This is a genomic window from Ferrimonas senticii DSM 18821 (genome assembly GCF_000422665.1).
In the GTDB taxonomy this organism is placed as follows: Bacteria; Pseudomonadota; Gammaproteobacteria; order Enterobacterales; family Shewanellaceae; genus Ferrimonas; species Ferrimonas senticii.
On sequence record NZ_AUGM01000025.1, the window covers coordinates 1 to 26,125 of the forward strand.

Consider the following 26,125-nt stretch of genomic DNA (forward strand, 5'->3'; position numbering starts at 1 on the left):
AGTTGTCAGTTGTCAGTTGTCAGTTGTCAGTTGTCAGTTGTCAGTCAGAAACAGCAAAACGGGTTCCGCTGTTTCTGACAACCAATAACTGGCCACTGTTTTTGCTTCGGCTCTAGCTCTAGCTCTAGCTCCTACTAAAAACTAAAAACTGATAACTGCCCATCGGCTTCAATCTTGGCTTTTGTGCCAAGCCACGTACTATGCTGAAACAACCTGTTTCTTCTTAACTTTTTGCTGATGCCCCACGCTCTAATCATCGCCAATCTTAACTGCGACCAAATCCTCAGACTGTCACGCCCGCTGCAATCCGGCGCGCGTATTCACTATGAGGAGGAGGGTTATCGCCTTGGTGGTGGTGCCGCCAACACCGGCTTAGGATTACTGTGGGCCGGCCATCAAGTTAGCCTATTAAGCCAAGTGGGCAGTGACAGCCGTGGCGATTGGTTATTGGATGAAGCCCGCGAACTGGGCTTTAACACCAGCTTGGTACACCGCCACGTCGGCGCCACCCAACCGCTGCAACTGCTGATGGAGCCAAACGGCGAGCGCACCATTTTGCGGCCAAACCGGCCACGACTGTTGTTGCCACAGCAGTTTGATGCCAATGCCTACCAAGCGATCTACGTCAACCTGTCGGCTGAACGGCTACCGCAACTGATGCGCCAAGCCGTCAACGCTGGCAGCTTAGTGGTGGCACAGTTGCCAAAAGATCTGGCCCAGCGCCCCTGTCATTACCTGCTAACGAGCAATGACGACTTGGCGCAACATGAGATCAGCGATCCATGGGCCTTCGGCCAACAGATTGGTGGCGAGCAGTTACGCGCCTTTATCGTTACCCAAGGTGAGCAAGGCGCTATCGCCTACACCGCCGAGGGCCAACTGCACTGCCCAGCCATTGCCGCCGAACTGGTCGACAGCACCGGTGCCGGTGATTGCTATGCTGGCGGCCTAATTGATGCTTTACTAAAACAACAGCCACTGGCGCACGCGATGGAAGATGCCGCCCGCTGGGCCGCGTTTGCCATCAGCAGCAATAGCTCGTTACCGCCAGTGTCATTGCAGCACTACTTACGGCGCTAACCGTAAGTTAAGTGAGTTAAAAGTCAGCAAAGCCACCACGGAAGGGGCTTATGAAACACAACCCTCTGCGCATTCATCGCCACGCCCAGCTCGCGATGTTGCTCACCATCATCGTCTTGCAATCACTGCAGGCGTTGCTTGCTATACCGCAATGGCAGGCACTGCCGTGGTTGCTGGCGCCGGTTCCGGTGGCGATTGCCGCCCAATGGCATCAACAGCGCGAGCCCAGTAAAGTTGTGGCGCTCAGCTGGACCGGGCTACTGGCGATCACCCTTGCTGCTTCGTTACCGTGGCAGCCGCAGCCAGAATTAACCTTGTTGCTGCTACTTGCGGCGATGTCGGTAATGGCCCACTCACCGCTGGCGTTTACCATCGCGGTGGTGCCATCACTGCTGATGTGGCTCTATCTGCAGCTCAATCTGGTATTGATGTTAGCCAGCCTCGCCATCGCTTTGCTGTTGGGCTTTCAAACGCGGATGTGGCAACACTTTGCCAAATTAAACCAGCGCCACCATCAACGTTTACAGCGGCAAATCGACCGCCGCAGTAACCGCCATCCACTGACCAAGCTGGCCAATCAACGCTATTTTGAGCAGCGATTACAGCAAACCGTCTTTGATGCTCGGCGCAGTAAAACCCCGCTGAGCTTAATTGTGCTCGATATCGATTACTTTCACAGCTACCACAGCTATTACGGTAAGGATGCCGCTAACCAAGTGCTGCAGCAGCTGGCACGGCTGATTAAAGCGGTAAGCCAGCGCCAATCGGACATCATCGCCTATCTTGAGGACGGCACCTTTGCCCTATTGTTGCCAACCACCGATCAACACGGCGCCGAACGGCTGGCCAACCAGATCGCCAACAACGTCATCGCCGCCGATATGCCCCATTCGGGCTCCCCGATCAGCGACCGCATAACCCTGTCGCAGGGGATCAGTCAGTGGCAGCGCGGAATGGATCCACAACAGCTGCTAAGCCGTGCCAATCAAACCTTGGCTGAAGCCAAGCAGCAAGGCCGTGATCGCATCAAAGTGGCTTAAACCAAGCGCACAGTTGGTAGTCAGCGACAGTAAGAACAGCAGACACCCGCTCTTACTAACCACTGATAACTAGCATCTAATAGCTGATCGCTACCAACGCCGTTATGCCGGATCCTGATGCACAATTACATCGGCGCCAGGAAAGGCTGCACGAATGCGCTCCTCTACGGCATGGGCAATATCATGGGCATCTCGAAAGCTGAGGCGACCATCGATATCAAGATGCATCTGCACAAACAGCACATTGCCGGCCATCCGGGTACGTACATCATGAATGCCGAGCACTTGTGGGTCGGCGGTTGCTAGCGCTTCGACCTGTTGCTGCACTTCCGGCTCGGCTTCCCGATCCAGCAGCAGTTGCACCGCTTCTTTACCTAGGCCCCAAGCGCCCCAGCCGATGTAGATCGCAATACCAATCGCGGCGACGCCATCGACCCACAACAGGCCATAAGCCGACAATGCCAAGGCAATGATCACCGCCACGTTCATCAACAAGTCGCTGCGATAGTGCAAGGCATCAGCGGCAATTGCGGTGGAACCGGTCGCGGCAACGGCGCGCTTTTGCACCGCCAGCAGCGCCAAGGTAGCAACAATCGCAAACGCCGATACGCCAATGCCTAAGCCGCTGGCGGTCGGAGCCACCGGTGACAAGGTGCGGTCGATACCGGCAAACAGCAGCAGCAATGCCGAGCCCAAAATAAAGCCAGCTTGGGCCAAGGTGGCCAATGGCTCGGCCTTGCCGTGCCCCCAACGGTGATCGTCATCCGCCGGCAACAGCGCTACTCGTAAGGCATAGAAGTTGATCAGCGACGCCGCCGCATCCATCAATGAATCGGTTAACGAGCCAAGCAAACTGGCCGAACCGGAAAATACCCACGCAATCAGCTTGGTGATAATCAACAGCGATGCGGTCGCAATCGACGCCCTGGTGGCCCACTTGATCCAAAATTGGTACTGCTCTGGTGTTGCCCGACTCATAGAAAAATGCCATGGAAAAACAATGGCGGCAGTGTATCACTGGCGCAGAAAAAAACCCCAGCAACCAAGGTTGTTGGGGTCAAAGTCACTGCTCGAATGATGGCTTAGGCGAGTTAACGGTTACCGCGACGCTCTTGCCGTTGCTGCTGGCGCTGCTCACGCTCGGCCTGCAACTGCGCTTTTTGCTCATCGGTTAGCACTTGCAGCATCTGATGACGCAGTTTCATCTGCTTCACCGCCATGTCGGTGCGCTGTTGCTGCTTAGCACTTAACAACTCACGGGCAACCACTTCATCAAATACCGGAGCGTCCATCAGCGCCTGCATCTGCGCTTGATTATCGGCGCGACGCTGCTGCTGATCGCTGCGACGCTGCTCACGCAGTTGCTGATGTTGCGCTTTGGCTTCGCTGATAAGTTGTTGAAGCTGCGCTTGCTGCTCGGTACTCAGATCCAACTGCATCATATGGCGGTACATCCGCTGGATCTGCTGGCCGCCATGCTTATCGTGGAACCCTTTACCGCCATGATGGCCGCCCATCATGCCCGCCAGGGCGGTGCCGCTGGCCATCACCAAAGCCAAACCGATCAAACTGAATTTTGTTGCGCGTTTCATGGGAACACTCCTGTAACAGCGGTTGCTGCAGTGGCGGGGACTTCACCCCCGTTGCTAAGTTGAGTCCAGTGTAGCCACGTCAATGTCAGTTGCTGTCTAGCCTGCGTAAAGCTGTGTAAAGCGCTCGCCTAGACTTCGTCTTATTGGATAACCTACTGCCATGAACGCAATCATGAGCGCTGTAATGATCAAGGTATTACTGGTTGAAGATGACCGCGGTCTTAGTGACCTATTAAGCCAACTGCTGGAGCTGGATGGCTTCAACGTTACCGTCTGTGGCGATGGCCCTTCGGGCTTGATTGCGGCGCAACAAAACCAGCACGACATCATGTTGTTGGATGTGATGCTGCCGGGGCTCAACGGCTTTGACCTGCTTAAAGCACTGCGCCAGCACGGCAGCAAAATGCCGGTATTAATGCTGACCGCCAAAGGCGATGATCTGGATCGCATCAACGGCTTAGAGATGGGCGCCGACGATTATCTGCCCAAGCCATTCAACGACCGCGAACTGGTGGCGCGAATGCGGGCGATTTTGCGCCGCAGCAATGAGCAGACCCCATCCGCCAGCAGCAATGAGCAGCTTACTCATCTGGATATCACTCTCTATCCCCGCCGCCAAGAAACCCAGGTGCAAGGGCAAAGCATCGATCTGACTAGCACCGAGTTTGCCCTGTTGCAGGTGTTAATCAGCAACAGTGGCGAGATCGCCAGCAAAGAGATGTTGTCACAGCAGGTACTGGGCAAACGCTTAATGCCATTTGATCGTAGCCTCGATATGCACCTATCCAATCTGCGCAAAAAGTTACCGGAACGGGCCGATGGCAATCCGCGGGTAAAAACCGTTCGCGGTAAGGGTTATCTATGGCTCGACTAAGTGCCTTAGTTAGCCGGTGGCGACACAGCAAACTGAATCGGTTACTGCCCAAGTTGCTGTTAGCGTTCTGGCTGACTTCGATGCTCAGTGTCGGCACTGTGCTCGGCTTGCCGTTACTGCTCAAACAATGGGATCAACTGCCGCTGCAGCCGCAGTTTCAAGCGGCGCTGGATCGGGTTGCCAACCGTCTAGATAACAATCCCAATCTCTCTATCGAGCAGATCAACCGGGTGCTGCACCGCAAAGATCTGCGGCAACTGCTGCCGCCGGAAGCGGCGATGGCCGAGCCATCGAGCAAGCACCACCGTGATAAGCCGAGCTTTAAATTTTACTTGGTCGATGGCAACGGCAACGTCCTGCAACAGCACTCGCGCCGCTTACCACGGCAGCTGCGGGAATACCTGCTGGAGTTCGACCGGACGCAACCGCAGCAACGTCAGATCGACGGTAAGCTGATCTTCGGCCCCAAACCCTTGGCTAACGGCAACTATCTGATCGGCTCGATCAATGCGCTTAAACGGCCATGGTTGGCGCAACTTTGGAACCGACCGGGACTGCTGTTGCTGCTGACCACGGTGGTCTCAACGTTGGTATTTGGCCTGCTGGCATGGAGTCTCAGTAAGCCGTTACGGCAACTGAAAGCTACCGCTGGCGCCATCGCCAGCGGCGATTTAGACGCGCGAATTACGCCAAAGATCAGCCAACGCGGCGATGAGATTGGTCAAGTGGCGGAAAACTTCAACCGGATGGCACACTCGGTCAGCACCATGGTGCATGGCCAGCAACGGCTGTTATCGGATATCTCCCACGAACTGCGCACGCCATTAACTCGACTGCAGCTCAGCCTCGCCATTGCCCGGCGCAAAGGCCAACACAGTGATGAGCTAACCCGGATCGGCAGCGAAGCCGACACCTTAGAGGCAATGTTGCAGGAGCTATTGAGCCTATCGCGGCTGAATATGCAGGTCACCGAGCGCAAAACCGCGCTGGATCTGGTGCAGGTTTTGGCACCGGTGATCGCCGGCATCGAATTTGAGGCTGAAGCCACCGGCAAACAGATTCAAGTCGCGATGCCAACCAGCGTAACGCTCAATGGCGTTGAATCGCTGCTGCAGCGGCTGGTAGAAAACCCGCTGCGCAACGCCCTGCGCTACGCTAAAGCCTTAGTGCAGTTGCAGATCGAATCAACCCAAACGGCAGTGATGATCCGCATCAGCGACGATGGCCCAGGGGTACCCGAAGCCGAACTGGAACGGATCTTTAAACCGTTTCATCGGATTGACAGCGCCCGCGATCGCGACAGTGGTGGCTGGGGCTTAGGCTTAGCCATCACCCAAGGCGCCGTCGATGCCCATCAAGGGCAACTGCACGCCAGCAATCGCCCCCAAGGCGGGCTCTGTTTGGAAATTCGTTTACCGGTATAAACCGTTGGCAGTTGGCAGTTGGCAGTTGGCAGTTGGCAGTTAAATAATTACACAGCCACCAACTGCCACCAGTTTTGCTGTTGCCTAAAGCTGACCAACGGCTCTGTACTGCTGACAACTAATAGCTATTTTTAATGGCTCTTTGGTGTCGCCGGATCGGCGCCCCACTCGCTCCAACTGCCGTCATACACCGCCCAGTTTTGCACGCCAACTTCAGCCGCTGCCAATGCCACGATGCAAGCGGTAACGCCGCTGCCACAGCTATACAACTGGCGATCATCGCCAGAGATCCCACGGGCTAAGAACGATTCCAGCGCCAAAAATGGCGGTTGCAGTTTGCCTTCGCTGATAAGTTCGGCGTAATGCAGGTTGATCGCACCTGGCATGTGGCCTGCGGCAACACCGGCACGCGGTTCTGGCTCTTGCCCAGCAAAACGAGCGGGGCCACGAGCATCAACAATAACCCGCCCCGGCGCATTGAGCGACAGCTGCATTTCCCGCTTATCGGCCACCAGTTGCGGCTGGTAATTGGCAATGAATTGGCCGCTTGGGCGCGCCGACTCAATCCCAGCACTGATGGCCCCATCTTGCGCCAACCACGCAGGCAAACCGCCATTTAACACCGCCACCTGTTGGTGTCCCATGGCACGGAACATCCACCACACACGGGCGGCGCTGAATAACCCATGACTGTCGTATACCACCACCGCACTGGTATTGCTGATCCCCATCGCCCGCACCGCTTGTTCAAACTTTGCTGGGCTGGGCAGCATGTGCGGCAGCTCAGAATCAGCCGCAATCGCTTTATCAAAATCGAAAAACTGCGCCGTTGGAATATGCCCTTCGACAAATTCAGCCAACCCCTGACGGCCGCTGCCTGGCATATGCCAACTGGCATCCAGCAACACCAGATCCGGATTATCCAAGTGCTTACTCAGCCACGCGGCAGTAACGATGTTGTGTTTCAGTTTTGGCGCAGCCATCGACAATTCTCTGATTTTAAATAAACAAAACGGCACCATAGCGAAGCGCGCTGGATGGTGCCGTGGAAAAGATCGCAAAAGTGGTTATTACAGTGCGCCCTCAAACCCCAACTGGCGCCACACTTCATACGCACAGATCGAGGTGGCGTTGGCCAAGTTGAGGCTGCGCGCTTGTGGCATCATCGGGATCCGAATCCGAAAATCGCCATCAAAGGCACTGCGCACTGCATCCGGCAAGCCGCTAGTTTCCGGGCCAAACAGCAACACATCATCGGCTTGGTAGCAGGGTTCGGTGTGTGGTCGGCTGCCCTTAGTGGTTAACGCGAAGATCCGCTTACCCGCCATCGCCGCTAAAAAGGTTGGGTAATCCGGATGAATGGTAACGTTAGCCAAGTCGCGATAATCCAGCGAAGCACGACGCAGGCTCTTCTCATCCATGCTAAAACCCAGCGGTTCAATCAGATGCAAGTGGGCGCCACAGTTGGCGGCCAAACGGATGATGGCACCGGTATTTTGCGGCATTACCGGCTCGTACAAAGCGATGTGAAACATAGGGCAACTCGGTCAAAACAAACTAGAGCGCTATTGTAGGGGTTTGCTAGACTGGCGCCACTGCCTATTTATCGAGTTTTCCCCATGTCGCTGCAAGAGCAACTGATGAAGGCTGGCCTTGTGTCTAAACACGATGCTAAAAAAGCCAACAAAGACAAACACCGCGCCCTCAAATCCGGTAAGAAAGTGATCAACGAAGCCAAGCAAAGCGCCGCCGATAAGCGCGCCGAGCAAGCCCAGCGCGATAAACAGCTGAACGCCCAACGTAAAGCCGAAGCCGACCAAAAAGCGCTGTTGGCCCAGATCAAACAGTTGATCACCGTTAACAGCCAAGATCGCAGTCGTGGTGAGATCCCATACAACTTTTCGGATTCCGGCAAGATCACCAAGGTATTCGTTACCGAAGCGCTGCAAAGCGGCCTGATCAACGGCCAGTTAGCGATCGCCAAACTGGACGACAGCTACCACCTGATCCCAACCGCGGTAGCGGAAAAAGTACAACAGCGTGATGACCGCTTTATCGTAATGCTGAACGACCGCCACCAAGCGGCGGAAGTGGACGAAGACGATCCCTACGCCGATTACCAAATCCCAGACGATTTGATGTGGTAACACCATCATCCCGCCAAACAAAAGCCCCGCAATCGCGGGGCTTTGAATGTGTTGGATAGCGGTGCTTACTGCGCGCCGCGCAGCAGGATTTGACCGGCTTGATCTAACGTCACCGATGCCTCGAAGCGTGGCTTGTCGTCACCAGCGAAGGTTAGGGTGGCGTGCACCATCACTTCATTGCCTTTGGCGTAATCCAGCTGGTAGTTGAACGGAGGACCGCCCTGCACTTCCTGCTGCACCATGCCAAGGATGGTGCCATTGGCGTCGCTCACTGCCACTTTTAGCTGCGAACCTGGTGGCGTCAGGATCCGCTCGCGGTATTGCAGTTCACCTGCAAGGCTTTGATCTTTTTCCATTTGTGGCTCGCTATCGCCGCTGCAACCTGCCATCAGCATCACCGCAGCCAGTGCCATTACCTTTTTCATCAATTGCTCCATACAGACTCTGGGTCGTTGCCAGCAATAATAAGCCGCAACCGCAATTTGCGCCTAACTATTCGGCGGACAGCCGACAGTTTACTAGGGCGTGTTGACGTTTGGTGTTCAGAATTTGGTCGAGGATAGTGGTTGTCAATCGAGGATTGCGATTGAAGGCATAGTGGCTCTACGTCGAAATCGTATGACGAAGAGTGACATCCGCTAGTCCGACCCTGCAAGGCGCCCCTCAGTGATCTCTGAGCAGTAAAATTAACTGACCATTAGCAATTTGCTGTCAAAAACAACCAATAACAGGCGCAAAAATATACAGCAAAGGTCAACTCGCCCTAACGGCAAAGTCTGATCGCGGTCAAAGTTTAGCCGACGATAGCACCGTAAAGTCGGGGGGTCGGGTCATACCAAATCGGGTGATGATCTTGCCACGCGATCGCAGCGGCTGATCAGCCTGATTGGTATTTGCTACCAAGGAGGTTTCTATGCCCGCTCTTCGCACTGAACAGATCAGGAACGTCGCCCTGCTTGGCCATGCCGGCAGTGGCAAATCCAGTCTAATCGAAGCGTTGCTGTATCGCGCCAAGGCGATCCCAACCCATGGCAGGGTCGATGACGGCACCAATCACGCCGACTTTACCGCCCAAGAACAGCAACATCATCACAGCCTCGAACCCTCTCTACTCAACCTCAACTACTACAACTGCCACGTTAACCTGATCGACACCCCCGGATTGGTGGATCTGTTTGGTCGCGCCCAATTGACGCTGCCAGCGGTCGAATCGGTGCTGTTGGTGATCAACGCCGAGCGTGGCATCGAACAAGTCACCCGCCGCGCCTTTAGCGATGCCCGTCGCCATGGCAAGGCGGTGATACTGGTGATCAACCGCATCAGCGATAACCTCGATAAACTGGAAGCCTTGCTGGAAAACATCCAACTGCAATTTGGCCATGGCTGCTTGCCGGTCAATTTGCCAAGTGTGGATGGCAAAGCGGTGCTGGATTGCTATTTCACCCCGCAATATGACGATGGCCAGCCGCTTTTTAGTGAGGTAAAAGCCTGCCACGATGCACTGGTCGATGTGGTGGTAGAGCAAGACGAAGCACTGATGGAGATCTACCTAGAACAGGAGCAATCACTGACCCCAGAGCAGTTGCATAACCCGCTAGAGGCCGCTCTGCGACAAGGGGAGTTAGTGCCAATCTGCTTTACCGATGCTGAAGCGCCACTGGGCATTGGTCATCTACTGAACCTGATCTGCCAAGGTTTGCCGAACCCACTAGAAGGCAGCGCCGCCGAATTCGTTAACCGCCAGCAACAGCCTGTCGCCATCAGCGGCGAAGCCCAAGATCATCTGTTGGCACACGTATTTAAGATGAGCATCGACCCCTATCTGGGCCGACTTGGGGTCTGTCGCGTCCATCAGGGACGGCTGTTTATCGGCCAGAAACTGTTTATCGGCGAAGATCGCAAGCCGGTGAAGATCAGCCACCTGTATCAATTACAAGGCGGGCAACAAACCCCAGTCAATGAAGCCCTACCGGGGGATATCTGCGCGCTAGCCAAACTCGAAGGTCTTGAGATCGGTGCAATATTGCACGATCACCATGAAGAGGATCAGTTCAGCATGGTGCCGCCGGAATTGCCGCAGCCAATCTTTGGCTTAGCGGTGCGGCCGAAGAAACGCGGCGACGAACAGAAACTGGCTGAAGTGCTACAAAAGTTGGTAACCGAAGATCCCAGCTTGCAGATCCGCCATGAGGCGGGACAAAACCAAACCGTATTGCAAGGCCTTGGCGATACCCATGTGCAGATTGCGCTGGAAAAAGCGGTACAGGTGTTCAAGCTGGATATGGAAACCGATGTGCCCGCAGTGGCCTATCGGGAAACCGTGCAAGGCACCGGCATCGCCCGCTATCGCCACAAAAAACAGACCGGCGGCGCAGGCCAATTTGGTGAGGTCGAACTGCGGGTGGAGACCCTGCCCCGCGGCAGCGGCTTCCAGTTCGCCTCGGAAGTGGTCGGTGGTGCGATCCCCAGCCAGTTTATTCCGGCCATCGAAAAAGGCGTCCGTGAAGCGATGACCGAAGGGGTACTGGCCGGCTTTGCCATGCAAGACCTTAAAGTGGTGGTGATGGATGGCAAACACCATCCGGTCGACTCCAAAGAGATCGCCTTTTTCACCGCCGGTAAGAAAGCCTTCCTTGAGGCGGTACTGCTGGCCAAACCGGCCTTGCTGGAACCCATTGTCGAACTGCTGGTGACGGTAAACCAAGACAAAGTTGGCGACATCACCGGTGATCTGGCTAGCCATCGCGCGATGGTGTGCGGCACCGAAGCCAAGGGCAATAACCAAGTGGAGATCGCCGCCGAGGCGCCCTTGGCCGAGCTCGACGACTATTCGGTGCGACTGAAAGCGATGACCGGCGGTGAGGCCGAACTCAGCATGGCTTTTGCCCGCTATGAGGTAGCGCCGGAACAACTGACCGAACGGCTACGACAACACTAAGGTTTTGCTAATTATGTAATAACTGCGGCGACTTCGGTCGCCGCTTGTTGTTATAACGGTCGCGACCTAAAGTTAACCACCTTCACCAAGTCATCGCTAAAGCCAATATAAATGAATCGATTATCACTGTTAGGAGCCCTGTTAATGCTCAGCACTAGCGCCTTTGGCGCCGATCCAATCTTTGCCATTCAGGGGCTCAAAGTTGGCCAGGTGGCAGACGCCAATGGCCTAACAGGGGTAACCGTACTGCGCTTTGATAAGGGTGCGACCGCCTCGGTTGATGTGCGCGGTGCCGCCCCTGGTACGCGCGAAACCGATCTGCTTAAGCCGGAAAACCTAGTCCAGCAAGTTCATGCGATCGTCCTATCCGGCGGCAGCGCGTTTGGGCTTGATGCCATGAGCGGCGTCGCCGCTCAACTGGAACAGGAAGGCATCGGCTTCGACGTTAGCGTCGCCAAGGTGCCAATCGTTACCGGTGCGGTACTGTTTGATCTGGCGCTCGGTGACGCCAAAGTGCGACCCGATGCCGCGATGGGGCGGGCAGCCACCAAAGCCGCACAACGAGAGATTTTCCAGCAAGGAAACTACGGCGCGGGCATGGGCGCCAGCGCCGGTAAAATTCGCGGCATGCAACACGCCACCAAGTCCGGCATTGGGCGGGCGGTAAAGCAGCTGGACAACGGCGTGGTGATCGCTGCAGTCGTAGCGGTCAACCCTTGGGGTGATGTGGTTGATCGCGACGGTCGCCTGTTGGCCGCCAGCCGCAATGATGCGGGCAACGACTTCGTCAACGGCACTGAACTGATCATGCAAGGCTTTAATGCCGACGGCTTTGCTGGGCGCAATACCACCATCGGCGCCATCATCACCAATAGCACCTTAACCAAAACCGAGGCGTTAAAGGTGGCGCAAATGGCGCACGATGGTTATGCCCGCGCGATACGACCGGTGCACTCGCTGTACGATGGCGACGCCATCTTTGCCGCCGCCACCAGCGAAGTGGCAGCGATGGATGTCAACTTACTGGGGGTTATCGCCGCCGAAGTGATGGAGCAAGCGATCCATAACGCGGTGCTGGCGGCCGAACCGGCCGGTGGTCTGCCAAGCGCCACTAGCCTGGCCACCAAACAGTGAGATTACTGCGGGGAGAATACCTGGTACTCATCGCCACGGTGCTGGCGGCATTGGGTTGGGTGGCCTCGAAACAGGTGGTGAGCATGATGCCCGCCGCGCAGTTTATCGGTGGCCGATTTTTGCTGGCCTCGATACTGCTAGTGCCGTTTTGTTGGCAGGTATTGCGCCACTGCAGCAGCAAAGTGCTGCTGCATGCCTTCGGCGTTGGCATCGTATTGGGCGTCCATCTGTTGCTGTGGATCTATGCGGTCACCCTAGCCGACGGTCTTGGTGAGGGCGCCTTTATCATGAGTTTGGCGATGTTGTTTGCCCCACTACTGGGCTGGGCGCTGTATCGGCAACCGCCATCAGCGGCGTTCTGGCTGGCGTTGCCACTGGCGATGGCGGGGATGGCACTGCTGTCGCTCTCCGGCGGTTGGCAACTTGATGGCAGTCAAGGTTTGTTCTTGGTCTCGGCGCTGCTGCTGTCGCTGCACTTTAACCTGAACAAACGGCTGACGGTGCAGCTGCCACCGCTGAGTGCCGCCTGCGTGCAACTGCTGGCTGTCGGCCTGCTGTCACTCACGGTGGCTTGGGCGCTGGGCGCAACCAGCCACCAGATGACCAGCAGCGGTTGGGGCTGGTTTATCGCCGCAGCGGTGCTGGCCACTAGCGTACGCTATGTGCTGCAAAGTGCCGGTCAAGCGCGCACCGATACCGGCACCGCAGCGGTGATCATGCTGATAGAACCGATCTGGACGCTGCTGTTCAGTGTGCTGCTGTTTGATGAAGCGTTAACCATCAATAAAGTCGGCGGCGGCCTGCTGATCCTCAGCGCCCTGCTGCTGTATCGATTGCGCGAAAGCCGCTTATTAGCAAACGCCTAAAACAGTCTTTTTCCCAAAAAAAACGACCACTCATCGAGTGGCCGTTGTTGCTAACTATTGCCCTTAATGGTTAAAAGCGAAACCCAGACTGGTTGATCTCAACTTGGGTTACTTCGCCATATTCGCCGGCGATAGCCGCAATTTCGGCGGCGTTACCCACCAAGACGAATTGCAGATTTTGCTGCGGGAAGTGTTCCGCCACCAATCGCTGCACCTCAGTCAGGGTTAAGCTATCCACCTGCTCGCTAAAGCGGTTGGGCTGTTTCGTCGACAACCCCATCAAGTGGCTTTGCCCTAACAACCCCGCCAGTTGCTCGGCGGTTTCATACTTCGGTGGGAACTGGCCTTTGACGTACGCTTTGGCACTGTCCAGCGTCGCTTGGTCGATACCTTGTTGCCACAACCGTTGATAGGTCGACAGCGCCAGATCCACCGCCGCCTTGGTGTTTTTGCTAGCGGTAAAGCTGCTTAGGTAAAAACTGCCGTGCTCCGACAGCGCCGCAAATCGCGACCGGGCACCGTAAGTTAAACCGGCTTTGACTCGCAGTTCGTCGTTCAACCACGAGGTAAAACGGCCACCCAAGATGGTATTCACCACCATCAGACCAACGTAATCGGGGTTATCCCGCGCCACGCCAATGCCACCGATCATAAAGGTAGTTTCGCGGGCATCGGGCTTATCCACCAGTAACACCTTGGCGCCGTTAGCGGGGGCAATCGCCGCCGCCAGATCCGGCGCTTGCGGGGTGGCGCGATCGTCCCAGCCACCAAAGTAGCCCTGCACCAGTTGGCTGGCTTTTTCATTGGCAAAATCGCCGCTGATCACCAAGGCGCTGCCACGGGGTTGATACCAACTGCCGTGAAACAGTTTTAGGTCAAACTCATCAAGCTGGCTTAGCTCATCGGCATTACCGGCGGCGGCATTACCATAGGGGTGATTGCCGTACACCAAGCGATCGAAATAGTTGCCAATCACCGCCCGTGGCGACTCTTTTTGTTGCGCCAGTTGGGCAACATAGCGATCCCGTGCTTTAACCACCTCGGCGGCGGGGAAGCTGGGATTAATCGCCACATCCGCCAGCAACGCCAACATCGTGGTGATGTCTTTGCTTTGGAACTGGCTGGCGATCACCGTCGCTTCTTTATCGGCGCGAGCGGTTAGACTGGCACCCAACTGTTCCACCTGTTGCTCCAACTGTGCCTTGCTGAGTTTATCGGTGCCCAGCAGCAGCCCTTGGCTGGTGAGCATGGCAATACCAGCATCAGAATCGTTGACGGCACCAACCGGCATCCACAACTCGGCAGTGACTAACGGCACCTTGTCACGCTGCAGCAGATACACCGTTAAGCCGTTGGCCAACTGATACTGCTGGTAGGACGGCAGTTGAAACTTAGCGCCACTGGTGGCCATCTTCGGCATCACAAAGGGTTTAACTGATTGCGCCGCATTACCCGCATTACCCGCATTTTGCGTACTTTTCGCCGCACTTTCGCTGCCGCTTTCTGTTATTGCGCAGCCAGATAGCGCCACGCTAACGGTCAGCGCCAGCAACGTTTTGGTTCGATTAATTACCGCAGTCATCAGTCCCGATCCTCCTCGGCCGCCAGCACCCCAACCGTCCGGCGGGCTTTGGTCAGATATTGTTGCGCCACCCGCTGAATGTCGGCGGCAGTCACTTGTTGGTAGGCATTAGGTGCGTCAAACAGGGCGCGATAGTCGCCGAAAAACAGCTGATAAGTACCGACCATATTGGAACGGTCATTGATGGTGGCGATCTGCTGGTAAAACTCCATCAACTTGCCATTTTTAACCTTATCCAACTCTTGTTGTGACACCGGCGTAGTCGCAAGGCGATTGACCTCGGCGATCAGGGTCTGCTCCAACTCACTGATCGCCACGTTGGGACTGGCGATGGCGTACAGATACAGCAGGTTGGGATCAAAGCTCATCGGCATATAACCATCGACACCAAGAGCCAATTGGCTGTCTACCAGTGCCCGATTAAGGCGGCTGGATTTGCCTTTGAGCAAAATATCGGTCAGCAGATCCAACGCATAAAAATCACTGCTGCTGGTTTGTGGCACTTTATAGGCCACCATCAGATTCGGCGTCGATACCGACGCTTTTTGCACGTAGACTCGGCGCTCACCGGTTTGCTCTGGCTCGATGGTACGCACGGCCGCCGGTTCAGGCTGGGCAGGGATCGGCCCGAAGTACTGTTCGGCCCACTGCTTAATTTGGGCAAACTTAACCGCCCCGGAGATCACCACCAAGGCATTGTTCGGGGCGTAGTAGGTTTGATGAAACTGCTCCAGATCCGCCTGGGTCCATGCTTTGATGTCGGATTCGTGGCCGATCACCGACCAACTGTAGGGATGCGCCCGAAATGCCACCCCCTTAACCTCTTCGCTGAGCACTCGCCAGTTGGAGTTTTCTAAGCCGGTGCGACGCTCTGACAGCACCACCGCTCGTTCTGACAGCACCATCTTCGGATCAATATCGAGCTTGCCGATGCGATCGGCCTCCAGCGAGAAGATGATTTCGGTGGCGTCACTGGGGAACCAATCGGTATACACCGTCAGGTTTTCGGTGGTGTAGGCGTTGTTGGCACCGCCGGCGGCTTCCATGGTGCGGTCGAACATCTTCGGCCCATAATTTTCCGAACCGTTAAACATCATGTGTTCAAAGAAGTGCGACAAACCGGTGATCCCCGGCACCTCATTGCGCGAGCCCGCTTTCCAAAACAGGTACATGTTGGCGTTGGGGATGCTGAAATCCTCCATCACCAGCACCTGCATGCCGTTATCGAGGGTAAATCCTTGCACATCATTGGCGTCGATCGCCGCACTGTGGCTGGTAAAAACCAGCAACGACGCCGCCACGGTAGACCGCAGTAACATACTCACTCCCTTAGAGTTTGTTTATTTACTAGGCCATCATGCCAAAGCCTAAGGTTGATTCACAAGCGGCGAAATTCTGTATCAATTAGCAGCCCAAGCTGCGGCATGAGCCAGCAATATCGGCTCACAATGCGGGGTATTACGCAGCCATTACCCCAACTTTGAAACACCGTGAAAAACTAATTTTCCAGGTTTTTCCAAGGTGACCAGCATCACCCTTTATCACGGCCTCGGCCGCCACCATCAGTCCGTACCCTTTTCTCAACAGGAACGTACTGATGACTTCTAGACGCAATTTCTTAAAAGGTTCGGCGGCTACCTTGCTAACCGCTGGCCTAGCTAGTGGCGCCCACGCCAACGGCCGCAGCGCAAGCTACGACGAACAGTTCGACATCATCATTATTGGCTCTGGTTTTGCCGGTTGTGCCGCTGCGGTAGAGGCCACCAAAGCTGGCAAGAAAACGCTGCTGATTGACAAGATGCCGGGCTTTGGTGGCAACAGTTGCATCAACGGCGGCGCCATGGCTGTGGTTGGTTCACCACAACAGGCACGCAAAGGCATTGAAGATTCCATCGAGTTGATGATTGCCGACATGCTTAAAGCTGGACGCAACTTGGGGGATCCGGAGTTGGTGAAGTTGGTGGCCAACGAATCAGCCGCCTCTTATGAATTTTTGCTGCAATGCGGCACCAAGTTCAAAGACACCCTGATGCATTTTGGTGGCCACACCCAACCGCGAATCATCCAATCGATTAATGCGGTCGGTGGTGACATGACCACGGCGATGCTGAAAACCGCCACCGCCAATGGATTAGATGCCCGCAAAAACTGCCATTTGGATCAGATCATCGTTGCCCAAGATGGCGCCATCGAAGGGATCGAAATCCGCCAGAACTATTACTTTGAACAGCCAAGTTCCGGCCAACCGCTGCGGATTAAAGTAAATCAAGCACTGATAATGGCTACCGGAGGCTTTGCCGCTGATGTCGAGTTCCGCCAAGCGCAAGTACCAGCCTTAGGCGATCACATGAGCACCACCAACCATCAAGGAGGCAGTGCCAGCGGCTTAAAGGCGATGATCAAGATCGGCGCATGGCCAGTACAGCTGTCGCAAATCCAGATCGGCCCATGGACTAGCCCTGATGAGTACGGTTTCGGCCATACCCCATTTAACTCAGTTGGCACCTTCCCGTACGGCCTGACCGTAGACGTTCGAAGCGGCAAACGTTTTTTCAATGAGATGGCCGATCGCAAAGAACGCGCTGACGCCATTCTGGCGCAGCTAGACGAACAGGGAAAACCGGTCTATCCGGTGGCCTTCGTCAGCCAAAGTGCCGTCGACAAGTACCGTGGCAGTTTCTACATCCTTGAGTCTGGCTTGCATGCAGGGGTGATCAAAAAGTTTGCCACCATCGCCGAATTGGCGCAGCACTACGGTATGCCCGTCGCAGGACTGACTGAACAGGTGCAGCAATTTGAAGCTGACATTAAGCGCGGCCAAGACTCGCAGTTTGCCCGCCACAACCTGAAAGCGGTACCGCCGCTTGGCACGGGTCCGTTTTATGCCATTCGCTTGTGGCCAAAAGCCCACTACACCATGGGTGGGGTCAAAATTAATAAAGAAGCTCAAGTAATCAACATGCAAACCAGCCAGCCGATCGCCAAGCTCTATGCCGCTGGCGAGGTGACCGGCGGAATCCATGGTGGCACCCGTTTGGGCGGCTGTGCCATTGCCGAAGCGATCGCCACTGGTCGTCGTGCTGTTATTCACTGTCTAACCCAAGCCTGAGGCCAATTATGAAAGTCATTATATTATTGCCAGCATTGTTGCTGTCGGCCTCGCTGCAGGTGAGCGCCAACGACATCCAAATGAGCGACAAGCATGCGATGCTCGAATGCGACAGTTGCCATAATTCTGAATTGGCGCACGTGGTTGCCCCCAGTGATCAAAGCTGTTTGGAGTGCCACGGGCCAATGGCCGACTTAGTCGCCGCCACCCACACCGAGCGCCAACCGCACGACACCAAAGTCGCGCCTAATCCGCACGATTCAGCGCACTATGGCACCACCATGAGCTGCTTTGCCTGCCACGCCGAGCACAAGCCAGCCAAGGTATTCTGCGATACCTGCCACGCCTTCGATTACCAAAACTTTAAATAGCTACCAGCCTTGGGATCCGTAATGAATAACACATTCACCAAAACTGCCATTGCCGTAATGACACTGGTTCCAAACCTAGTATTGGCGGCCAACTTAAATTTAGATGGACAATCATTGACCCTTGAACAAGTGGTCAGCGCCGCTACCGGCGATGTGCATGTATCTTTGACCAAAGCCGCACAACAGCGCGTGCAACAGAGCCATCAACTCTTGCTGGAAGCTGGCCGCCAAGGAGTTGCGATCTATGGTTTAACTGTTGGCGTTGGCAAAAGCAAAGACACCAAAATATTTGGCGACGATGGGCGCTTAACGCCTTCAGCTATCGAGATGTCGCAACTCTTTAATCAAAAAATGTTGTTGACCCACTCCGCCGCCACTGGTGCCGCGATGCCCAATGATGTCGTTCGTGCGGCCATGGTGATCCGTCTCAACCAAATCGCTACAGGGCACGTTGGTGTCCATCCTGATGTAGTGCGGATATACCAAGAATTTATCAATCACGACATCATTCCGGTGATCCCTGAAGATGGCTCAGTTGGCGCCGCCGATATCAGTCTGGCATCGCACATTGGCTCTGCGATGATGGGACATTGGGAGGTGCATTATCAAGGACAGCGGATGCCGGCAGTCAAAGCATTACAGCAAGCTGGCATTAAACCGTTGGTACCTTATGCCAAAGATTCGCTATCGATCCTTTCCACCAATAGCGTATCGGCAGCGCGATTAGCATTAGCACTGGCGCAATCTAAAAATTTAATCGAGTTCAGTCCACAACTGGTGTCGTTCTCATTGGAAGCGCTGAACGGCAATATTAGCCCATTGTTGCCCCACAGCATTGATGCGCGACCTATGCCGTTTGCCAAGCAAGTAGCCGAGCAGATTCTTGTTAATCTCGATGGCAGTTACTTGTTTGAGCAAGACAACAAACGGGCCATCCAAGATCCGTTATCGTTCCGTCAAGCTCACTGGCCAATCGCCAGTGCCTATGCTGGCTTTGAGTCGCTAACCGCGTTACTGGAACTGCACATCAACAGTTCTGACGACAACCCGGTAATTAGTGTTGGCGCGACTGCCGGAGACTACGGTCAACACAGCCAAGTTGGCCAGTACTTTATCCAAGGCGACAACATCAGTGGCGCGATTAACTCGGTCGCCAACTTCGATATGACCCCAATTGCAGCCAATTTGGAAGGCTACCTGCTAAATGTTGCTCAGCTGGGTAAGTTCTCTAGCCACCGCTCACTGAAACTGTTTGATGGCTACTTTACCCAACTGCCTCGAGGCCTTGTCGCACCGGAAAATGATAACGGTCAAGGCTTCTATGCCATGCCAAATGGCCATGTAGCTTTGGTAGCGAAACTGGCTCATACCGTCACCCCGGCCTCATTCTATGGAACTGAAACCCAAAGTGGCATTGAGGACACTTATACCAACTTAGCTTTGCTGGCTGCCAATTTAGGAAAAGCCAATGACCTGATTACTCGAATCTACGCTTTTGAGTTAATGCAATCCGCTCAAGCACTGGACATTCGCTCTCGTCATTTTCAGCAACAAGCCTCCACCACAAGCCAAATGCTGTTAAATGACTATCGTAAGATGGTGCCGTACTACGACAGTGATCGGCTTATTAGTAGCGAGCTGCAGCAAACCATCGACTTTATCGAACAGCGGATCTCTCGCTAACATTCTGCCACCAGTTGCAGCCAACCAAGTTTGGCTGCAACGATTTCTTCGCACCGCATTCAGCGGTCACTCTTTTTGTGACTCAAAACAGCGATTTTTTATTTCTTTTCAATCATTTTATTCGGTCTTTTAAGGTCACCCCCTCTTCCAGATCGTTTCGATGTGCCGCCCAAACAGCAAATCTGCGCAACAACAGTCGATGCTTATCGACAACATCACCCGTGCCACCATGCAAGTGTTAAATGACGAAGGTCTGATTAACTTTCGGGTCGGCCGGATCATCAGTAATGCGAACTGCTCTAGTAAAAGCTTCTACCAAGCCTACGAGGACAAAAGCGATTTGCTGCTGTGTCTTTGGGTTCGTACCGCCGTTAGCAACCAATTAGCGACAATCGAACAACACCAACAACAGCTGAACGATTTAAGTTGTTTATTACTGCCCTTTGTAATGACGCTATATCGCAGCAGTGAATACCCAATTGCCATGCATGCAATTTCGACTAGCATCAACGCCAGTATTTGGTCATCGGTAGACAGCGGTAAATCGGATAAGGTGCGAGCTCGAATTAACTTTTTTTGGCGTTGGGTGCGTCACTATGCCGAGCGTCTGCAACAACACGGCCAACTTCAGTGCAGCGAACAACAATTGCACCTACTGTGTGACAAGCTCTCTTATCTGCTTCGAGGCTTTATTTGGGTTAACGGTAGTCAATTGGTCGACGCTCAACATCGATTAAATAAACCGCAAATCTTTATGGATTTAATGGCCAGCGAATTGCTACCGCTGGGTATCAGTCAAGCACAACTGGAGCATGCAGCCATCATAGCCAGCAACTACGCCCTGCACAGTCAGCAGCGTCAGCGCCACATTAGCTGTCAACAATGTCAACAGCTGACAGAAATGTGTAAACAGCGCCAGCTGCCTTAACAAAAAACGCAGCCATTTGGCTGCGTTTGTGTCTGCTGCAAATGCTTAGAACTTCAGAGTTTGAAAGATACCTTTCAGCGCCACAACATCATCAGCCAGTGGACGGTCTTTATCCAAGTATGCCACTTGCTGACGGATCTGCTGGTGCAACTTGCTGGTTCCTGCGCCCATCTTGTCGTTACCAGCGCGGATCCGCATATCCACCGCCTGTGCTCCCATCATCATCTCTACCCCAAAAATCTGTTCGATATCATCTAACGCCTTATCCATGCGCTGATTAGCAAACATCATATTCGAGCCAGTGTTATCGTAGCCTCCGGCCATTGGTAACGAGTCTAGCGACACTGGCATTACATTGTTCTTAACCTGCATAAACAGACTAACTGGTAGTTTTTGCAATGCCATAAAACCGTGGAATACCGTGTCTGGCTCATTTAAGAACGCCGGCAACTTGGTAAAATTCGGGTCGGCCATATTAAGCGTCCGGTATACGGAATCACGAGCAACGTGCCCCATCGCCAACGCCCCCCCGCTGAGACGAATGGAGATTTGAGTCGCTTCAAAGTTTGACGACGACTGCACTGCCCCAGTGACATCACCGGTGGTGATGTAAGAACGAACCTGGCTGGATTCTGGATTCTGAACTTTGACATCGTTGACGTCGATAATAACCGTTGGGTTATCATCTGAGTTGTTGATATGCAGCGCTAACAGCGCATCAAGTCCTTCGAGTTCGTGGTAGGCAGCAGCAATTGGCCAATGTGCCCCGCGGAAGACCAAGGCATCTTGCACCGTACGATCGGCATTCACGTCCCACAGATAAGAGCCATCTAACTGACCAGTAATATCTGCGGCAACCTGCTTCACGTAGGGCATCGGTCGGTTATCAAGGGTATGCTGCAAATAAGGGGAGACATTGCCGTTAATCGCTTCTAGCGACATCGCCACTACTCCTGCGGTCGCATCAAGAGTGGTACGAGTCCGATCGGCTATTTTAATGCTGTACGCCACGGATAGCGCATTGTTACAGAAAGTCGATAGTGCATCTTTACCAAAAGGTTCAACCGGCTTTAAGCCTTCCGCGCGCATCGCTTCCAGCGCCGGCACGACTTTGCCTTTGTAGTAAACATCGCTTTCACCCATGATTGCGAGTACCAAATAAGCCCCAGGCAAAATATCAGCGGTACTAACACTGCCCTCGATTGGTACTACTGGGGTAATACCGCGATTCAGGAATTCGACAAACAATTTTGGAATGTCGGCATCAACCCCAATTTTACCGCTGGCATATTGATTTACCCGCAGTGCCATGGCCATCCGTACAACATCTTGATCCATTGGCTCGCCGACCGACGCATTGTGGGCGTAGACTAGGGCTTTGTTAAATGCCACCGAACGCTGCCGCGTCGATTCATCAAACCGGCCATCTTCATCAATCATCCGACGCTTATGATTTGGACCCAGTCCGACGGTGATCCCATAAATCTTATGGCGCTGGGCTGCGGCTGTTAGTACCACTTGGTTGGACTGCTCAATCCGCTCCAAACCGGCATTAGATAGGCTGACCGTTGCGCCAGGTTGGCCAGCGGCAACCACATCACTGATGCTCATGCCTTTACCGGAAATTACAACCGAATCAGCCGCCTGAACCGAAAAACAAGCAACAAGTGCTGCCGCAACAGGTAATAATGTAAATTTTTTCATTTTAGGTTACTCCTGATCAAAATTAGGGTATTTAAATTGGTGGCAATAATTACAATAGATTTCTGATTTGGCATGTTCAGAATGGCATGCGGTGCAATTTAAGGTATTACCAAAGTGAACGTTATAATGTGGATCTGGTTGAATCTCTAACGAATGGCCAGGGCGTTGATTAATCGCCTCAAGGTTAATTTCTCCTTGTTGTTCATGACATTCTAAGCAGACCTGTTCATTGGCAAATTTGGTTAAGTCTGCGGCATGACAATCAATACATTCCAAGCCAACTTCAAGATGTCTACTTTTTTCCATTGGGTAACCTTGCAGGGCCACCAAACTGAGCGCCAATAAAAATGCTGGTTTCATCTTAACTATTCACCTTACACGCTTGTTTTCCTGCCATTCGACCAGTGGTAATCGCTTCTGCGATTGCACAACCACCCAAACGAGTCGCTCCATGAATACCTCCTGTCACTTCACCAGCAGCATATAATTTTGGTATCGCTTGACCTGTCTTGACATTGATAACCTGAGTAAACTCATTAATTTTCACACCACCCATGGTGTAGTGTACCTTTGGCCACAACTCACAGGCATAGTAAGGCCCAGTTAATAATTTAGGTACACTGGCAATATTAACTCGACCAAAATTCTTATCATTTTTCTGGTCAATAAAACCATTAAATTTCTGTACTTCATCTTGCAACTCAACAAATGGCAATTGATAGAAATCAGCCATAGCTTGTAAAGTTTCAAAGCGCTTAACCACACCATGATGAAGTGCTGAATCAAGAATATAATAAGCATCAGGATAAGCATCGACAGCGGATTGTGCAGCAAAGGATATTGGAAATCTTGGATTACCTTTTTCATCTACACGAGTCATTATGGCATCGGCACGCTGCTTACGATTACCCATCTCATTAAAGAAACGACGGCCACTATGGCGATCTATCGTTAATCCTGACGCAAATGCACCTACACCATTAAATGGGGTATGCCCAAATCCTTTTTCATTAGCAATAGTCCACGGCCCCATCTGCACAAACGACAATTGCACTGGCCACGCACCAAGATCCAACATACAACGCAGCGCATCAGCTGATCCACCTGGTTGATTAGTTGATGGAAATTTATGATCGATCCGCGGTTGCTGGACCATTCGAAAAGCAACGTCGTTGGCAAAACCGCCACTGGCGATGATCAATGCCTTAGTAATTTGAACATTACTTACTTCATTATATTGCTTGTTACGGTAATCATAGCCAGACTCGATAACAATCCCTTCAACCGCACCACTTTCATTAGTCAGGATTTGCCGTAAGTTAGTTTTCTTAGCAAAATCAACACCGGCTTTAAGTGCCCGTTGATATAATGGGAAAGTAATGTCCCCACCAACGGAATGCTTAGTTTTAAGTAGTCTCGGTACCGAGTGGCCACCATGGTGTAGCAACACATCCGAGAACTCAGCGCCTGACTCGATGGCAAATTGGTAACTGGCATAAGACTCACGAGCAACCATTTCAACCAGCTTCCGGTCTCCTAAGCCTTCACCTGCCACCAGCATGTCATTTAGCATCAACTCAACTGAATCAACAATGTTGTTCTTTTTTTGGAGTGGATGATTAGCTACCGCCATCACGCCACCATTGATGGCGCTGTTACCGCCAATCGCCGGCATCTTCTCAATCACCAAGACTCTCTTATTCGCGACCGCTGCTTCGATCGCGGCGCTCAACCCCGCTAATCCCGAGCCGACAATCACCGTATCATAGGTTTGGTGGTAGTCGACCGATGCTTCAGTACGTGACTGCGCCACCACGGAACCAGCAGTCAAGCTAAAGCCGACTCCAGCTCCTAATTTCAATAAATCTCTGCGTTTTATCACTTTAGTGCCTTTCGTTAATGCTCAATCACGATGCCCTATTTATGCTCATGAGTTGGCAATGGCGACACTGCTAGTAACCATGACTTATCTGATTATTGAACGAGCTCACACAGTTGTTAAATACAACAACTCGACATTATCAATTAGCCAAGTAAGATTCGAATTATAATTCTGATAGTCATACTTTTAGTGAAAATTATTTCGCAACCAACAAGTTTAATGAGAAAAAGATCACGATATTGTTTATTTTTCAATATGATTAATATCCCACCGACACTAAAACAAACTTTCAAAAAACATTGAACATTATGTGATGTTGTTATTGTAGAAGTTGTCAAATGCCAAAAACCTTTGCTGATAAGAGTATAGAAGCGCTCTGTTTAACTAGTGATTTTGAACAAGCCATCAATCGTTATTATCATTTGTTATGCGAGGTAATGCCCATTGATGGTATTTTCATAAATACATTCCTTGATGAATTGCAAACGGTTAAGTTTATATACACTACCGGTCGCGATCCGCAAAACCTATGTGGTACCAGTATCGATGTTCCAATCATCCTTGCCTCCAAAATGAGTGATCCGAAACGACCAAGCTTGCGCTTGGTTAACCATTTAGAGCAAGAGGAAGTAAGTCAGTATGTAATTCCGAGAAGTCTGCCTAAAATAAAATCTATGATGTATTTTATTTTAAACTTCGAGGGAGAGTATCTAGGCATTCTATCTTTATATAGTTATCATGCTGAACGCTTTAAGGAACATCACCCTCAACTTATTATTAATATTATTCCAGTTATCGGAAATTTATTAAAAAGACATTTGCAAATAACTGGCCTAACCTACGAAAACCAACAATTAAAGTTGCAGCGCCTAAAATTTAAAATTACCGACCAATTAAGCAGAAAAATCATTGGTTATTATACAGGCCTACAGCAGATAATGCGTAAAATAGAATATGTTGCTGACCAACGAAAACCAGTGTTATTGCAAGGTGAGGTCGGGGTCGGTAAGCGATTGATCGCTCAAGCCATTCATCAACTTCGCGGAGGTATAGCTGACAAATTGTTTTATCTAGATTGTAAAGTCACGACAACAGATTTTCATTGGCTAGCTGATGCTATCAATGACCCAAGTGCCAGTGTCGTGCTTGATAATTGCCAATATTTACAACAACCGTTACTAAAGTTGTTGTTCGGTGGTGTTCCGCAACGACTGCTAATAAAACAACCTAAGTCTCGCTTAATTTTGCTAACAACTGATAATGACAGAAGTTCAGCAACTTATTATTTCCAGCAACTTCAGCAACAATGGTTACCTTATCAAATTGAGATCCCCCCACTACGTGATCGCAAACAAGATCTACAACGATTAATTGAGCACTTCTTACAGCAACATCAAGCCAACAACGAACAGCAATTGGATGTTGCGACAATTCAAGCCCAATTACCCCGCAGCGATAGCTATTCATGGCCAGGAAACATTACCGAACTTAACCAAAAACTAGGACAAATATTGGTTGATCAACAGTGTCAAACTGATGGAGTTCACGAACCAGACCAACTCGAACAATCAACAGCACATCCCGAAGCTTTACTGCCGTTCGATGAACTTGTTGCTCAACATCTCAAAGCAGCCCTGAATCAGGCAAATGGTGTTATTCATGGTCCTAATGGCGCAGCCCAACTGATTGGCATGAACCCCAATACTTTCCGCAGTAAAATGCGTAAGTATCAACTTCTTTAATCAACAAAAAACGCAGCCATTTGGCTGCG

General features: G+C 52.5%; 23 protein-coding genes. 13 read left to right on the top strand and 10 right to left on the bottom strand.

The window, feature by feature from the left end:
- Nucleotides 1-237: 237 nt before the first annotated feature.
- Nucleotides 238-1,080 carry a PfkB family carbohydrate kinase gene (locus tag G506_RS0112515; RefSeq protein ID WP_028117161.1) on the top strand — a complete coding sequence of 281 codons (843 nt, stop codon included), beginning with the start codon at nt 238-240 and terminating at the stop codon, nt 1,078-1,080.
- Nucleotides 1,081-1,130: 50 nt separating this feature from the next.
- Nucleotides 1,131-2,120: a GGDEF domain-containing protein gene (locus G506_RS0112520; RefSeq protein ID WP_028117162.1), complete on the top strand. Its 990-nt coding sequence runs from the start codon at nt 1,131-1,133 to the stop codon at nt 2,118-2,120.
- Between the two features lie 102 nt (nt 2,121-2,222).
- Here the strand turns inward: G506_RS0112520 and G506_RS0112525 are convergent, their stop codons facing one another.
- Nucleotides 2,223-3,098: a cation diffusion facilitator family transporter gene (locus tag G506_RS0112525; RefSeq protein ID WP_028117163.1), complete on the bottom strand. Its 876-nt coding sequence runs from the start codon at nt 3,096-3,098 to the stop codon at nt 2,223-2,225.
- A 113-nt stretch (nt 3,099-3,211) separates the two neighbouring features.
- On the bottom strand, nt 3,212-3,712 hold the full coding sequence (locus G506_RS0112530; RefSeq protein ID WP_028117164.1) for a Spy/CpxP family protein refolding chaperone: 501 nt from the start codon (nt 3,710-3,712) through the stop codon (nt 3,212-3,214).
- Between the two features lie 184 nt (nt 3,713-3,896).
- On the opposite strand from G506_RS0112530, the gene G506_RS0112535 reads away from it, so the two are divergent.
- Entirely contained in the window at nt 3,897-4,586 is a 690-nt protein-coding gene (locus G506_RS0112535; RefSeq protein ID WP_028117165.1) for a response regulator, read from the top strand.
- Nucleotides 4,574-6,010: an ATP-binding protein gene (locus tag G506_RS0112540; RefSeq protein ID WP_035387325.1), complete on the top strand. Its 1,437-nt coding sequence runs from the start codon at nt 4,574-4,576 to the stop codon at nt 6,008-6,010. Before G506_RS0112535 ends, G506_RS0112540 begins: the two co-directional genes overlap by 13 nt.
- 131 nt (nt 6,011-6,141) lie before the next feature.
- On the opposite strand, the gene G506_RS0112545 is transcribed toward G506_RS0112540, so the two are convergent.
- On the bottom strand, nt 6,142-6,993 hold the full coding sequence (locus G506_RS0112545; protein WP_028117167.1) for a sulfurtransferase: 852 nt from the start codon (nt 6,991-6,993) through the stop codon (nt 6,142-6,144).
- Nucleotides 6,994-7,080: 87 nt separating this feature from the next.
- Nucleotides 7,081-7,545: a tRNA (cytidine(34)-2'-O)-methyltransferase gene (locus G506_RS0112550; protein ID WP_028117168.1), complete on the bottom strand. Its 465-nt coding sequence runs from the start codon at nt 7,543-7,545 to the stop codon at nt 7,081-7,083.
- An 84-nt stretch (nt 7,546-7,629) separates the two neighbouring features.
- On the opposite strand from G506_RS0112550, the gene G506_RS0112555 reads away from it, so the two are divergent.
- Entirely contained in the window at nt 7,630-8,157 is a 528-nt protein-coding gene (locus tag G506_RS0112555; RefSeq protein ID WP_028117169.1) for a DUF2058 domain-containing protein, read from the top strand.
- 65 nt (nt 8,158-8,222) lie between these two features.
- Here G506_RS0112555 and G506_RS0112560 read toward each other — a convergent pair whose 3' ends face one another.
- Nucleotides 8,223-8,582: a YbaY family lipoprotein gene (locus G506_RS0112560; protein WP_169628110.1), complete on the bottom strand. Its 360-nt coding sequence runs from the start codon at nt 8,580-8,582 to the stop codon at nt 8,223-8,225.
- Between the two features lie 488 nt (nt 8,583-9,070).
- Between G506_RS0112560 and fusA the strand changes: the two genes are divergently transcribed.
- The 3 genes from fusA (at nt 9,071) to G506_RS0112575 (ending at nt 13,095) form a co-directional block, all read left to right on the top strand.
- Nucleotides 9,071-11,095: an elongation factor G gene (gene fusA, locus G506_RS0112565; protein WP_028117171.1), complete on the top strand. Its 2,025-nt coding sequence runs from the start codon at nt 9,071-9,073 to the stop codon at nt 11,093-11,095.
- Nucleotides 11,096-11,239: 144 nt separating this feature from the next.
- Complete coding sequence (locus G506_RS0112570; protein ID WP_035387331.1) at nt 11,240-12,229, top strand: P1 family peptidase; 990 nt, start codon at nt 11,240-11,242, stop codon at nt 12,227-12,229.
- The gene (locus G506_RS0112575; protein WP_156904899.1) at nt 12,226-13,095 is read left to right on the top strand and encodes a DMT family transporter; all 870 of its coding nucleotides are present in this window, start codon (nt 12,226-12,228) and stop codon (nt 13,093-13,095) included. Before G506_RS0112570 ends, G506_RS0112575 begins: the two co-directional genes overlap by 4 nt.
- Nucleotides 13,096-13,165: 70 nt before the next feature.
- On the opposite strand, the gene G506_RS19670 is transcribed toward G506_RS0112575, so the two are convergent.
- Together G506_RS19670 and G506_RS0112585 are read right to left on the bottom strand one after the other, a co-directional pair.
- Nucleotides 13,166-14,677 carry a M16 family metallopeptidase gene (locus tag G506_RS19670; RefSeq protein ID WP_035387326.1) on the bottom strand — a complete coding sequence of 504 codons (1,512 nt, stop codon included), beginning with the start codon at nt 14,675-14,677 and terminating at the stop codon, nt 13,166-13,168.
- Nucleotides 14,677-15,996 (bottom strand): M16 family metallopeptidase, encoded by a 1,320-nt coding sequence (locus G506_RS0112585; protein WP_028117174.1) that lies wholly within the window; start codon nt 15,994-15,996, stop codon nt 14,677-14,679. The genes G506_RS19670 and G506_RS0112585 overlap by 1 nt, the downstream gene beginning before the upstream one ends.
- A 278-nt stretch (nt 15,997-16,274) precedes the next feature.
- Here G506_RS0112585 and G506_RS0112590 point away from each other — a divergent pair, with 278 nt between their 5' ends.
- From G506_RS0112590 to G506_RS0112605, 4 genes are all read left to right on the top strand, one after another.
- Entirely contained in the window at nt 16,275-17,786 is a 1,512-nt protein-coding gene (locus tag G506_RS0112590) for a flavocytochrome c (protein ID WP_035387327.1), read from the top strand.
- Nucleotides 17,787-17,794: 8 nt separating this feature from the next.
- Nucleotides 17,795-18,157: a cytochrome c3 family protein gene (locus G506_RS0112595; protein WP_035387328.1), complete on the top strand. Its 363-nt coding sequence runs from the start codon at nt 17,795-17,797 to the stop codon at nt 18,155-18,157.
- A 21-nt stretch (nt 18,158-18,178) separates the two neighbouring features.
- Nucleotides 18,179-19,840 carry an aromatic amino acid ammonia-lyase gene (locus tag G506_RS0112600; protein ID WP_028117177.1) on the top strand — a complete coding sequence of 554 codons (1,662 nt, stop codon included), beginning with the start codon at nt 18,179-18,181 and terminating at the stop codon, nt 19,838-19,840.
- Nucleotides 19,841-20,000: 160 nt separating this feature from the next.
- On the top strand, nt 20,001-20,768 hold the full coding sequence (locus G506_RS0112605; protein WP_028117178.1) for a hypothetical protein: 768 nt from the start codon (nt 20,001-20,003) through the stop codon (nt 20,766-20,768).
- A 45-nt stretch (nt 20,769-20,813) separates the two neighbouring features.
- On the opposite strand, the gene G506_RS0112610 is transcribed toward G506_RS0112605, so the two are convergent.
- From G506_RS0112610 to G506_RS0112620, 3 genes are all read right to left on the bottom strand, one after another.
- Nucleotides 20,814-22,379 (bottom strand): aromatic amino acid ammonia-lyase, encoded by a 1,566-nt coding sequence (locus tag G506_RS0112610; protein ID WP_028117179.1) that lies wholly within the window; start codon nt 22,377-22,379, stop codon nt 20,814-20,816.
- A 99-nt stretch (nt 22,380-22,478) separates the two neighbouring features.
- Nucleotides 22,479-22,832, bottom strand: a complete 354-nt coding sequence (locus G506_RS20480; protein ID WP_051202108.1) for a cytochrome c3 family protein — start codon at nt 22,830-22,832, stop codon at nt 22,479-22,481.
- Nucleotide 22,833: 1 nt separating this feature from the next.
- On the bottom strand, nt 22,834-24,333 hold the full coding sequence (locus G506_RS0112620; RefSeq protein WP_169628111.1) for a flavocytochrome c: 1,500 nt from the start codon (nt 24,331-24,333) through the stop codon (nt 22,834-22,836).
- 359 nt (nt 24,334-24,692) lie between these two features.
- On the opposite strand from G506_RS0112620, the gene G506_RS0112625 reads away from it, so the two are divergent.
- Nucleotides 24,693-26,096 (top strand): AAA-type ATPase lid domain-containing protein, encoded by a 1,404-nt coding sequence (locus G506_RS0112625; protein WP_028117181.1) that lies wholly within the window; start codon nt 24,693-24,695, stop codon nt 26,094-26,096.
- Nucleotides 26,097-26,125 lie beyond the last annotated feature (29 nt).

Coding starts and splice junctions, on each gene's coding strand:
- G506_RS0112515 (WP_028117161.1), top strand. CDS start 238: ATGCCCCACGCTCTAATCATCGCCAATCTTAACTGCGACCAAATCCTC.
- G506_RS0112520 (WP_028117162.1), top strand. CDS start 1,131: ATGAAACACAACCCTCTGCGCATTCATCGCCACGCCCAGCTCGCGATG.
- G506_RS0112525 (WP_028117163.1), bottom strand. CDS start 3,098: ATGAGTCGGGCAACACCAGAGCAGTACCAATTTTGGATCAAGTGGGCC.
- G506_RS0112530 (WP_028117164.1), bottom strand. CDS start 3,712: ATGAAACGCGCAACAAAATTCAGTTTGATCGGTTTGGCTTTGGTGATG.
- G506_RS0112535 (WP_028117165.1), top strand. CDS start 3,897: ATGATCAAGGTATTACTGGTTGAAGATGACCGCGGTCTTAGTGACCTA.
- G506_RS0112540 (WP_035387325.1), top strand. CDS start 4,574: ATGGCTCGACTAAGTGCCTTAGTTAGCCGGTGGCGACACAGCAAACTG.
- G506_RS0112545 (WP_028117167.1), bottom strand. CDS start 6,993: ATGGCTGCGCCAAAACTGAAACACAACATCGTTACTGCCGCGTGGCTG.
- G506_RS0112550 (WP_028117168.1), bottom strand. CDS start 7,545: ATGTTTCACATCGCTTTGTACGAGCCGGTAATGCCGCAAAATACCGGT.
- G506_RS0112555 (WP_028117169.1), top strand. CDS start 7,630: ATGTCGCTGCAAGAGCAACTGATGAAGGCTGGCCTTGTGTCTAAACAC.
- G506_RS0112560 (WP_169628110.1), bottom strand. CDS start 8,582: ATGAAAAAGGTAATGGCACTGGCTGCGGTGATGCTGATGGCAGGTTGC.
- fusA (WP_028117171.1), top strand. CDS start 9,071: ATGCCCGCTCTTCGCACTGAACAGATCAGGAACGTCGCCCTGCTTGGC.
- G506_RS0112570 (WP_035387331.1), top strand. CDS start 11,240: ATGCTCAGCACTAGCGCCTTTGGCGCCGATCCAATCTTTGCCATTCAG.
- G506_RS19670 (WP_035387326.1), bottom strand. CDS start 14,677: ATGACTGCGGTAATTAATCGAACCAAAACGTTGCTGGCGCTGACCGTT.
- G506_RS0112585 (WP_028117174.1), bottom strand. CDS start 15,996: ATGTTACTGCGGTCTACCGTGGCGGCGTCGTTGCTGGTTTTTACCAGC.
- G506_RS0112590 (WP_035387327.1), top strand. CDS start 16,275: ATGACTTCTAGACGCAATTTCTTAAAAGGTTCGGCGGCTACCTTGCTA.
- G506_RS0112595 (WP_035387328.1), top strand. CDS start 17,795: ATGAAAGTCATTATATTATTGCCAGCATTGTTGCTGTCGGCCTCGCTG.
- G506_RS0112600 (WP_028117177.1), top strand. CDS start 18,179: ATGAATAACACATTCACCAAAACTGCCATTGCCGTAATGACACTGGTT.
- G506_RS0112605 (WP_028117178.1), top strand. CDS start 20,001: ATGTGCCGCCCAAACAGCAAATCTGCGCAACAACAGTCGATGCTTATC.
- G506_RS0112610 (WP_028117179.1), bottom strand. CDS start 22,379: ATGAGCATCAGTGATGTGGTTGCCGCTGGCCAACCTGGCGCAACGGTC.
- G506_RS20480 (WP_051202108.1), bottom strand. CDS start 22,832: ATGAAACCAGCATTTTTATTGGCGCTCAGTTTGGTGGCCCTGCAAGGT.
- G506_RS0112625 (WP_028117181.1), top strand. CDS start 24,693: ATGCCAAAAACCTTTGCTGATAAGAGTATAGAAGCGCTCTGTTTAACT.